Raw genomic sequence first — 11,319 nt, 5'->3', positions numbered from 1 at the left:
AATACGTGATGAAAAGCAGTATATCATTAGAAAACTACTGCTTTAATCGTCATTAGATACAACCTACCAACTCAGCCACATTAGCACTTACCTCCATCAGCCTACCCTAAGCCAACTGAGCATACCTAGCGCTGGTCTGTGGACACTGATGCCCCAATAAATGCTGAACATCATAGAGAGTGGCTTTATCAGTATCGATGCGAAGCTATGCCTCAAATCATGAATTCGGAAGTTGTCTGTAATCGCGGCAGCTTTCTTGATTCGAGCAAATGCTTTCTTCGGATGAGCGATAGGCCTACCGGGTGCATTTCCAGCAAAGATATAGGGGGTCTTCGGTTGTTGAAATCGTCGTTGATCATGAATGACTTCCTTAGCTAGATGGTTTAGCAGGACAGCTCTCGACAGCCCCGACTTAGTGTGTGGTAGAAATAGGCTCCAATGGCCGTCGTCATCAATGGTAGTTCCATCTGATTCCACTAACCCAACTTGACACCCTAGCTCATACCAGATTCGCGCTGTAATCCAGTGTGCCGTTGGTTTTTCAGGTTGCAGTATGAATATCAGTCCGGTGATTAGCTGCTGTTTCTGGGGCTGTGGTTGACAGCTGCTTACTACTGACTTAAATCATTTACGAGAAAGACAGAGCGATTACCACTAAGGGTAATCGGTCATCATGATTCAACATTCATCTTGTCCTAATCTTCGGTGCTGAGTCTCCTGCGTAATCTCAGTTAGAACCCCATTCAGGTATCTAAATTATATTTATATTAGTGACTAGACCTAATGGGACAGAATATTGGTTATATTTTTGTTGGTTCCTGCGCGAAGTTTTTCTGGGGTTCGGTTCTGGTGTTGAGTGGTATGTCTCTGCTCTGATTCACGTTGTACAGACGAGAGAAGGTTCTGATGGTGGCTATCACTCTGGTAGGGGAAGTGTGACTCTGTGGTGACTACGTGGCGTATTTCGGCTGACCTAATGGACCAGAGCTTACCGGAAGTAATTGCGGACCGGATATGGAAAGGACTAGAACGAAAAAGGCTTACGGATTTTTCCATAAGCCTTATCGAAATCTGGTGGCCCCTCCCAGGTTCGAACTGGGGACCAAGCGATTATGAGTCCTACCAGGTTCATTTTTATGAGTATGCAATACTTGGTAATTATCATTAAATTCAATTAGTTATGTGTTTATCTTTATTGCGTTAGTTTGCATTGATTTTCATGTCACTTTTCTCTTGTCTGACCCATTACCTGACCTAGCTTTGCTTAGGCAGAAAATCTGTCAACATCATTTTTGGCTTCTTTTAGGTTATGCCTATTGGCCTAGAAAGTTAACTTCGCCAAAAAAGACAAGAGAAAATCAGAATGTTAACTGTTACTAAAATTCAATCCGCGACCAGTAGTAAAAATTCCTATTATCTCTGGGATCAATCAGGTCAACGCGGTACAGGGCGTTTAGGAGTAAAAATTTTCACTAGTGGGAAAAAGCAGTTCGTGTTTCGCTACTACCAGCACCAGAAAGAAAAATTTATCTCAATCGGTTTATTCAGTGCACGTGCTGGCAGCATGACTCTTACAGAAGCTCGCGAGAAAGCCGAAGTTTTCTCACAACTGTTGCTCGGCGGAAAAGATCCTAAATTGCACCTTGAACAACAAGAGAGCGAGCAGAAAAAAATTGATGCTGAGAGTAAAAGCTTAGGAACCATTGATGAGCTATTTCATAGCTATACGGAGCGTATGAAAATAGATGGAAAGAGAACGTATGAAGACGTGCGAAATGCGCTGGTACGAGAGTTCTATCCATATATAGACAAAAACACCAAAGCGTGTGATGTAACGACAGATGATATTAAATACGTTATTAGTATGATGATCCAGCGTGGAGCTATCACCCAAAGCAACCGAGTACGTAGCTATGTGATGGCGGCGTTTAACCATGGGATGCGCTTTGATAACGATCCTCGCTATTTCTCTTTAGAGTCGAAATTTGGCATAAAATACAATCCAGTAGCATCAATTCCAAAGCAAAAAGATGGAGAGCGCATTGGTGAAAGGTTCTTAGAATGGCGAGAGTTACGGCGTCTACTAAAAGATCTTCGTGAAAACTATGATCTTGTACCCATCGGACAAGATTTGAGGCACTTACTTCAACTGTGCATCTATCTAGGGGGGCAACGACCATATGAGGTGATTACACTTGAATGGTGGAATGTTGATTGGGAAGAAAGGTTTGTCTGCATCACTAAAGAACGTTCCAAAAACAAAAAAGATCATATCGTACCGTTGAACGGATTGGCTTTTGAAATACTTCAGAAACAATATGAGCTTTCTGGTGGTGGACGATATGTTTTTCCAAATCCCAAAGATGCAGAAGAACCCATGAAAACTAGCTCAATTTGTCGTGCAGTGACTCGTTATCGCGATGCTGTGGGGTTCGATAAGTTTGTGCCTAAAGATTTGCGTCGAACGTGTAAAACTTTGATGGGGGCATGCCGAATCAGCAAAGAAGTTCGAGATCGTATTCAAAATCACGCCTTACAAGATGTAAGTACACGTCACTATGATCGCTATGACTATTTTGACGATAAGCTTGGTGGGCTTGAAACCTGGAGCAGTAAATTGAAAGAGTTGATTGGGTATGTTCCACCAGCGTTGTCAGTTGTACCTTCCGCTGAAACGTTACCTTTTCCAGACATTAAAAGTCCCCAGTCGCTAAGAGCTAATCTTAAATAAAGATTGTTTTTGAAAGCCCCTCTGGGGCTTTCTGTCTATTAGTTGCTTCAATTAAAGCCGCTTGATGATGTAGGTTCGTTCTGCACTACTATGACGTCTAACTTTTAGTGTCTAACTTTTAGTTGCACATAATTATATGATATTTAGTGTTTTTTTTGATTTCGTGTGTTTTTTGATGAGTACGTTTATATTTTGGCGTATTACTATTAAAATTCCCATTTTGTATTTAAGTATCTGATTTGTATATTTTTATTGTTAGTTTTAATCTTTATTGGTTAGCAGGGGATCTGTTGAGCAGTACTTTTAATTTTGCGTGCAGCAGATATCTTAATCAGGTCTAGGAGTGCTCTTCACTATAAAAATGCTGGTGCAGGAGTGATCAGAACTAGATATGTGAGAGGTTAGATAAAATAGAAGAACAACGATATCAAAGCGCTGTGAATTATATTTAAGTAACTGATAAGAATGGGAATTGTAAGGTATTACTCTCATGTGACCTTTGACCGATCATAAACACCGTTGAGTCAGATTCAATAATGCATCCTAGGGGGCAAGCTGTAGTGGATGAGTGAAACTGAACATCATTTGGGAGACAATTTCAGTGCTTTCCCTTAGCAGAAGTATTCTAAGCTTCTCGGCGCTTATAAAGATTTGTCACAACATTTGTCCAGGGATTTCTCAGTGAGACCCTAGCTAACAAATTTCTGCCCCAAGCTGTGTTTAGATATTGGTTTTTGCCCATAATGAAGCAGGCCACTAAACCTACCGTAGAAATATAGAGGCACATCGAAGATATGAACGCGATTGATCTATAATGTATCGTCGTTCTATCAAATCGATCTAATCATTATCATTGTACTGCTAACTTATTAGAGATAACAGAATGAATGAACACTTAGATGCTGAAATTAAGTCGCGCCTGATGGCCATTTTTAATGATGAAGCGTTATGCGATGTGTGGCTAAGCAATAGTAAAAAAACATTAGGTGGTTTAAGCCCTTTTGAGGCACTAAATGAAGCAGATGGAAAAGCAAAAGTCCTCGAAATGATAACTAGGATTGAAACGGGAGATTTCTCTTAGTACGTATTCTAATATTCATAAATCTCTCAAAGTGATGCTGATTTTTAGTTAGCGTAGTGCTGTTGCAAAATGCCTAATCTGAAATACAATAAACTGTATTTATATACAGTGTGTTTTTTGTATGAAAGTCATCCCTATCTTTGCTCATGCTGGTATCACAGGCTTCGAGAGTCCTGCTGAAGAGTATACGCAGCTCGCTTTAGATCTAGACCAGCTTCTTATTGATCATCCTTGCGCCACCTTTCTGGGGTATGCATGTGGAGATTCTATGCAAGATGTGGGTATCTTTGATAAAGATTTACTCATTGTAGATCGCTCATTAGATGTACAAGATTTCGACATCATAGTGGCAAACCTAAATGGGGAATTTATTTGTAAACAAATCGACCTCAATCGTCGATTACTCCTCTCTGCTAATGAGCGATACCAGCCCGTTCCTATCCACGAATTTGATCAATTTTCCCTTGAAGGGATTGTAACTCGCTCAATTCGCTGCCACCGAGTGAGTCCATTGTTGAGAGCAAGATAATGTTTGCTTTGGTTGATGCTAATTCTTTCTACTGTAGCGCTGAGCAAGTTTTCCGCCCCGATTGGCGTGGAAAGCCGATGATCGTTTTGTCCAACAACGACGGTTGCATTGTCGCAGCAAATCGACAAGCTAAAGAAGCTGGGATAGAAAAGTTCAAGCCTTACTTTCAAGTTAAGGCACTTTGTGAACAGAAGGGGGTGATTGCTCTGTCATCGAACTATGAGTTGTATGCGGATTTATCTGCCAAAATGATGCAGGTTATTGGTCGCTTCGCACCTGAGCAACACATATACAGTATCGATGAGTCTTTCCTTTCATTTGAACATAGCTTTCCAGCCATTCCTTCTCTCAAAGAGCATGGCATGAAATTACGACGCGCTGTTTGGCGTGAATGCCGCTTAGCAGTATGTGTAGGGTTTGGGCAAACATTGACACTCGCCAAAGCGGCCAATCATGCTGCGAAAAAAATCGAAGGGTACAATGGGGTATGTGTCTTAGATAGCGAACGAGAGCGTAAGGCGGTTTTAGGGCAACTGCATGTCTCAGAGGTGTGGGGCATAGGCAGGAAACTAACCCATCGATTAGAGATGATGGGAATTAATACAGCGCTCAAGCTTGCCAATTATCCTCCTGCATTGATTAGAAAAGAGTTTAACGTAGAAGTGGAGCGTACAGTGCGTGAACTCAATGGACAAAAATGTAAGGGCTGGGATGCGGCTAGAGCGGATAAAAAGCAAATATTCTCTACCCGCAGTGCAGGTCAGAGAATTACTGACCTTGAGTCGTTGCAGCAAGCGTTGTGCAAGCATGCCAATATTGCTTCCTTTAAGGCTCGAAAACAAAAGTCACTGTGTCGAGTGATGCTTTGTTTCGCTAACAGTTCACCATTTGACCCACTTCTTGTGGCACGCCGAGCGGTTCATCGTTTTGCGTATCCAACTGCTGATGTGACTCTGATAACTCAAGCCGCCTCTCGACTGGCAGAGCAGTTATTCCAACAGGATGTGAGATTTTATAAAATTGGTGTTGGGCTGATTGACTTAGTTGACGGGCTGCATGAGCAGCCCGATCTGTTCAACCTGACCCCGAATAATCCTAAGCTAATGAATGTGTATGACACGTTAAACAATCGATTTGGGAGTGATGCTATCTTCCTTGCTGCTCAAGGCATAACTCAAAAATGGGCAATGCGGCGTGAAATGTTGTCGCCTCAATACACCACCCGTTGGCAAGATTTACCAAAAATCAAATGCTGATAGTGCGAATTATGTTCTACCCAATACAGAGCTAGCTTGGTTTTGCCCCATTTTAATTTAGAGTTTCTACCAATACCATTTCTAGTCATTAGTATTTGACCAAATTTCCCTAATGATTCAGTGTGAATCTAATTGCTTATAGATATGGATTGGGAAAAGTCGCCTACATCTAGTACTATAAACTCTTAACTTAATGACAAATAGATGGTATTTGCATACTACGTGACAAGGTACGCCTTCTAAATCTATAGAGTGACGTTGGCTTAGTACTTATTCTCCTAAGGAAACAAAATGTCCGAATACTGCTTTTTTACTCCTGAATCCCAAGCACTTGCAGAGTCCGCCAATCTGAAAGAGTGGTTAGAACAGTACGCTGAAACCAATAAAAAGCAAATTTACGTACTCTCGCGCCCACTATCAAAAGAAGATCTTACTTACGAATACGAACATGCATTTGTAATTTTTTCATCGGGACGAAAGCCTTGTTTTGTCGATACATCTAACAACAAAGAAGAGTTTAAGGAATTCGTGGATGACTTCATTGACGACATTGCTTTTTTGTCTGAGAAGTTTGAGTATCGGAAAAAAATTGGTAGAAAAAAGCAGTGGTTGGAGCTTATTGAAACTACAACATGTGACAACTTAGACTTAGATTCCTTAGTACTTGAAAACCCTACAGATAGACGAGTAGCAGACCTGTTAACTTCTTTGGTCATTGGTAGTATCAATGACGTCAACAAAGTTGACTTAGATGCCAACAACCTCCTAGATAGCATTAAATCAAAGATAGTGCTCTTCGATACAGATCAGACGGGCTTCGTCTTTAAGATGGGAGCTAGTAAAAAATTCGTCATTCAAGGATTAGCAGGCTCAGGTAAGACGGAACTTCTTCTGCATAAACTCAAAGAAGTTTACTCAAACGAGCAGGAAGCACGAATTGCATTTACGTGTTTCAATAAAATACTAGCTTCAAGTATGAGAAGTCGCATACCTCAGTTTTTTGACTTTATGAAAGTTGAGAGACAAATCGATTGGGAGAATAAACTCTTCTGTTTCCACTCCTGGGGAAGTGGACGATACCCTTACTCTGGTATGTATCGCTATATTTGCCACAAGTATGAAATTCCGTTTGGGACGTTAGCTGCTGGTTCGTTTGATCAACTCTGTAAAAAGGCAATCGAAGACATCAAAAGTGCAGCAGAGCCAAATAACCAAAAGTTTATATTTGACTATGTTTTCATTGATGAAAGCCAAGACTTTGGAGAGCACTTTGTTGAACTCTGTGAGTTAGTTACAGAGAAAAAAGTGTTTGTGGCAGGTGATGTGTTCCAGAACATTTTTAGAACAATTGATGACTCTGTAAGCCATGCCGATCTAGTTCTAAAAAAATGTTACCGAACAGATCCTAAGAATCTAATGTTCTCGCATGCCCTTGGTATGGGACTTTATGAAATGCCAGTTCTGAGGTGGCTGCAAGATAACGAGTGGAGTGCTTGTGGCTACAATTATAGCGAAGTAGATGGTCGTGCCATTATTAGCAGAGACCCTCTACGTAGATTTGAAGACATTCCTCAGGAATTTCAATCAACTACCATTCATCTAACCGAAGATGGTCAAAGTATTTCTAACTCTATTTTCGATGTTGTTGAACAGATTAAGGAACGGCATAAAAGTGTCGAACCTGGCGACATTGCTGTTCTATTTCTAGATACAGGTAAATATATTTACAACGTTATACCAGAACTAGCAAACATTGTTACCGAGCGTTTAGGGTGGGACGTCAACATTTCTCATGAAAGTAAGACTAGCGACCCTTCTAAATTTTTCATTTCAAACATTAACAATGCCAAGGGCTTAGAATTCCCTTTCGTTATCTGTTTCGCACTGAATTTGCATCGCCATCCAGCATTCAGGAATGGGTTATATACGATGATGGCACGCTCCTTTTTAGAAAGTCATTTGGTGTTAGGAAAACAGACAGATACAAAACTACTTACTGCCCTAAAATCAGGTATCGAATGTATGAACTCTAATGGCTATATGAATTTGCGTATACCATCTGCTCAAGAAATCGAAAATCAAAAAGCATTGATTGTTTGGGATGAAGAACCATCTCTAGAAGACAGAGTCGTCGCTTACTGTGAAGAGAACGGAGCGAGTCCAAGGTTAAAAGCCAAACTTATACAAAGAATGGCTGAGGTGATGGGCGATGTTGAATATGAGGAAGACTATTTTAACGTTCTTATCAACGCAGAATACAAGCGTTTTGAAAAGTTATGAGCATATTTTACTATAAAAATTTTCCTACACATTTTATGCAGCGGCTGCGATCCGTCAGAGACCCTGTTGACAACTTATGGAACGTACTAGCTCTAGTTGAAGCGATTAATTCTCACCCAGAAAAACAAGTAGAGACTGGTGAAGGTGGGTTTGATGTGGCTGTGTTCACCAAAGATTTTCATCGATTTTTGGTTAGAAAAGATGATGGATATTTTTCTATGTCAAATCCATTTCAAGTCCACTTGGGTAACAATGAAATATCATTCAACTGTGATGTGCTTGAGGAAGCAGTAAGTGGTAGGTTTATTTCAATCATTAGGAATGCGATTCAAACAGTTCAAGGAAACAATTATTCCCATGATGATATTGTTCTTTCGCTGTATGAACACTTTGGTATGGAATGGACTGAGGCAGCTAAGTATTCAGATACGTTTGCATCGCTACTCTCTGATGATCATGGGTATTTTCGATTCGATGATGACCCTGACCACCAGAATGGAGATGTTCATCCTAGATATCACTTTGATATCTTCTTTAAAAACTCTAGCTCATTAAAAGTTGGATATGATAAGTTTGCTGAACTACAGTGTTTTTTGGCATTGGCAGATAAGAATTACCCCAAAAAGTACCTGCTAGACTCAAATCTGATCAAGTGATAGTTAAAATAGCATAATATTTGTTTAATAAGACAGACACTTGTCGGATTTATGTGAGTGAGATAAGTCCCAGATTTGAGCTAGTGCTTTCTTGCTATTTTCCTTTGCTTTATCTCTCTTGGCTAAGTTTTGCATCCGTTTTATATTGGTTTCTAGAGGTTTGCTGAGCGCAGCCAGTTCCTTCTGGTATAACCTTTCTGTTGTATCTCTTACACGTTTAGCTCGCTTCTCAGCTTGTCGGATAGCACGCTCTTTAGCTTTAACCAGTGCCTTCTCTTTTCTACGGGCTTCTCTCTCAGCTTGTCGGATAGCACGCTCTTTAGCTTTAGCTAGTGCCTTCTCTTCTCTAAGGACTTCGCTCTTAGCTTGTTGTGCACCAACGCTTAGTTCACTTTTAAGGTCTTTAGTTAACGCATCATCAAAATACACACTAAATTCGCTGAGAAAGGATAGTGTTACTAATGAGGTATTCGCTTTACGTTTTATTTCGTAGAGACTGTAGTCAAATAATCCTAGCTCCCTAATGCAGTCAATACAAACCAACTTACCAGTGCCAACTGCGCTCTCGATAGATATGTGTAGTTTCTTTCTTCGTCGCTCGCTGAGGTCTAATAATACTCGATTGCAGCATGTTGTTAATGGCTTTATACCATCATGAGTCGTTGTTTTTTTGATGATACAAGCCATTGTTGAAAATCTTCTCGCGCATAGTTTTTTAGCCACTATAATCCTCAAAGCTTCCCCGATTGGAGGGACTACTTCTGGTTAAACAAAGCATTGCATTGAAAACGATTTTCTACTATTTCATCTGCTACATCTTTTAAATACTCAAACCATTCGTCATTGATGATGTTAGTCACTAATACATACTCTGTATCAGCAATGCAGAGTAATTGGTTTACTAACTTAGTGAAAAAACCTTGCCTTTGCAGAGTAGGGTGTAAATCTAATCTCTCAATCTGAGCCACTTTCTGCACGGAAAAATTCATTAACAACTGGCACCAAGCGTCAGAGTCAGCATTGTTTTTGCACATAACTAATACCTCACCGTTAGGTAGAGCTAATTCCTTAGTAGGTATGTTTTTTTCGCTAGCATATTTAATAATGTGAGTTTTGGTTTTATCAAATTGCGTGAGGTAAGTTATGTCACTACGATAAGCAAGATGAATGACTTCCTCTCCGTTGCTGTCATGAATTAGTAAGCCGAACTCCCCATTTTTTCCTTTTTCTAATGAGGAAATATATTCTTTTGTTGCAAGCTCAATTAACTGTTCAACTAGATTCTGCTCTGGAACGTTTGGAACTAGAAGTGCTCTAGATGCTTGAAGCTCACGGATAGGGGAATCTAATTTAAATGTGAATGCCATAGGTTTTTCCAAAAAAGTTTAATGATGTTTATCCCTTCAAGGGGTAAGCCGCTTTTGACATACTGCTTGTACTCTACTCGGATGCCTGTAAGGAGAGTCTTTTAAGCATTTTCAATGTATTGTCGAAAATAGGGCTAGAGATATGTTCTGGAAAGTCATTTGGCAACCTCATATTTACACGGTCAATAGCATTTGGAAGCTCGGTTTTCATTGTGTCGAGAATTTCCTGCATTATGTCCTGTTCAAAGCGGACATGCTGTGCGGTTGCCAGAAAATGGCGAGGGTAAATCTTGTTGATTTCGTATTTTTTACCCCTTGATGCTCTTAGCCCCATGGCTAGCTTTAACTGCCTGATGTTAAGCCCTTTTTTACCTAATAAAGGGTAAGCAGACAAAATGTCATAGAAAGGTGTTAAGCGGTAGCTCCCTGATTGCTCAATTGTGAGCGAATAGTTTTTCGCATGACCATCAGTCGCTCCAATGGCCCATTGATACACCTGGAATTTCATAAAATTGTATCGGTCGGCAAAGGCATTTGAAGACCCAGATAACAAGTCCATAATTTCCAAGATTCCAATACCGCCATCAGATTCGTACTTGATTGATGCTGGCAGCGAAGCTGCCTGACACATATCTTCTTGTGATAAACGTTGAATGTGAGTATTCTCATTCGTCCATTTTCGGTCAAAACGTTCAACAGCCAACCCTTTGAAGTTCAGAGTTTGAATAATTTCAATATTAGGTACATCAAACCCTAGCTCTCGTGCGAGTTCGATACAGAGATATTCATTCTCAACGCTATCCGTTAAGTCTAACGTGCAGTTTGGTTGTTGGAGAACTCCCATTGGGAGTTTGATGATGTGAGTTGTCGGAGTATTGCCACTTGGTAAACACCAATGGTTATCCACTTTCAGTAACGCAGTTTTAGCTTGTGCGCCAGCAATGGCTATACGGAAATCATTGGAACCTTCAATCATTCCATGTGGTGTTCCTGCCTGTAGTGCTGACAATATGAGTTCGAGCGTTTTTTCATCTAGGATTTCATACTCCAAGTCTGGCTTATCATTTTTTGTATCAGGTGGCAGTAGAGTAAGAGCACCTACAACATCACGACCAACTGCTGTGAGCAAATCGAAAGGTTGTTTAGTGGAGGTTTTAAATCTGGCGGCTAAACGGCTTCTTGTATCAGGTGAGTCTGGGAGAAGATTGTCAAAGTAGTTGAAGACCGCTTCAGAAGATATAGTGTTTTTCTGCATTTTAAGAGACAGAGATAAAGGCCGAGCGTTGTCATTGTTCAGCCAGGAAGAATCATATTTAAAGCGGAGTCTGTTGTCTGGATACCTTGCTCTTGCTAGAGTCCCGACAAGCTCGTTGTTCATATATGCAGTTAGCGTTTCCATTACCAGTGAGCCTTTTTTGC

General features: G+C 40.5%; 9 protein-coding genes and 1 pseudogene. 6 read left to right on the top strand and 4 right to left on the bottom strand.

The window, feature by feature from the left end:
• Positions 1 to 106: 106 nt before the first annotated feature.
• Positions 107 to 462 (bottom strand): annotated as a pseudogene (locus tag R4537_RS16625) (tyrosine-type recombinase/integrase); the annotation flags it as partial.
• A 901-nt stretch (positions 463 to 1,363) separates the two neighbouring features.
• Between R4537_RS16625 and R4537_RS16620 the strand changes: the two are divergent.
• The 6 genes from R4537_RS16620 (at position 1,364) to R4537_RS16595 (ending at position 8,533) form a co-directional block, all read left to right on the top strand.
• Complete coding sequence (locus R4537_RS16620; RefSeq protein WP_000958826.1) at positions 1,364 to 2,731, top strand: tyrosine-type recombinase/integrase; 1,368 nt, start codon at positions 1,364 to 1,366, stop codon at positions 2,729 to 2,731.
• An 883-nt stretch (positions 2,732 to 3,614) separates the two neighbouring features.
• Complete coding sequence (locus R4537_RS16615) at positions 3,615 to 3,812, top strand: antitoxin Xre/MbcA/ParS toxin-binding domain-containing protein (RefSeq protein WP_001002117.1); 198 nt, start codon at positions 3,615 to 3,617, stop codon at positions 3,810 to 3,812.
• A 121-nt stretch (positions 3,813 to 3,933) separates the two neighbouring features.
• Positions 3,934 to 4,341 carry a LexA family protein gene (locus tag R4537_RS16610; protein ID WP_000864700.1) on the top strand — a complete coding sequence of 136 codons (408 nt, stop codon included), beginning with the start codon at positions 3,934 to 3,936 and terminating at the stop codon, positions 4,339 to 4,341.
• On the top strand, positions 4,341 to 5,597 hold the full coding sequence (locus tag R4537_RS16605; protein ID WP_071179082.1) for a Y-family DNA polymerase: 1,257 nt from the start codon (positions 4,341 to 4,343) through the stop codon (positions 5,595 to 5,597). Before R4537_RS16610 ends, R4537_RS16605 begins: the two co-directional genes overlap by 1 nt.
• A gap of 291 nt (positions 5,598 to 5,888) precedes the next feature.
• Positions 5,889 to 7,877: an STM2767 family DEAD/DEAH box helicase gene (locus R4537_RS16600; protein ID WP_071179083.1), complete on the top strand. Its 1,989-nt coding sequence runs from the start codon at positions 5,889 to 5,891 to the stop codon at positions 7,875 to 7,877.
• Entirely contained in the window at positions 7,874 to 8,533 is a 660-nt protein-coding gene (locus R4537_RS16595) for an STM2766 family helicase-associated protein (RefSeq protein WP_071179084.1), read from the top strand. Before R4537_RS16600 ends, R4537_RS16595 begins: the two co-directional genes overlap by 4 nt.
• A gap of 24 nt (positions 8,534 to 8,557) precedes the next feature.
• Here R4537_RS16595 and R4537_RS16590 read toward each other — a convergent pair whose 3' ends face one another.
• The 3 genes from R4537_RS16590 to R4537_RS16580 all read right to left on the bottom strand — a co-directional run bounded on the left by R4537_RS16590 (position 8,558) and on the right by R4537_RS16580 (position 11,299).
• Positions 8,558 to 9,256, bottom strand: a complete 699-nt coding sequence (locus R4537_RS16590) for a hypothetical protein (RefSeq protein ID WP_139284700.1) — start codon at positions 9,254 to 9,256, stop codon at positions 8,558 to 8,560.
• A gap of 32 nt (positions 9,257 to 9,288) precedes the next feature.
• On the bottom strand, positions 9,289 to 9,900 hold the full coding sequence (locus R4537_RS16585) for a hypothetical protein (protein WP_000885983.1): 612 nt from the start codon (positions 9,898 to 9,900) through the stop codon (positions 9,289 to 9,291).
• Between the two features lie 73 nt (positions 9,901 to 9,973).
• Positions 9,974 to 11,299: a type II toxin-antitoxin system HipA family toxin gene (locus R4537_RS16580; RefSeq protein WP_071179086.1), complete on the bottom strand. Its 1,326-nt coding sequence runs from the start codon at positions 11,297 to 11,299 to the stop codon at positions 9,974 to 9,976.
• Positions 11,300 to 11,319: the final 20 nt, after the last annotated feature.

Origin of the sequence: Vibrio paracholerae (assembly GCF_037672085.1) — a bacterium.
Classification (GTDB): Bacteria; Pseudomonadota; Gammaproteobacteria; order Enterobacterales; family Vibrionaceae; genus Vibrio; species Vibrio cholerae.
Note: the sequence above shows the minus strand (reverse complement) of the source record. Positions and strands in the feature narration are given on the sequence as shown.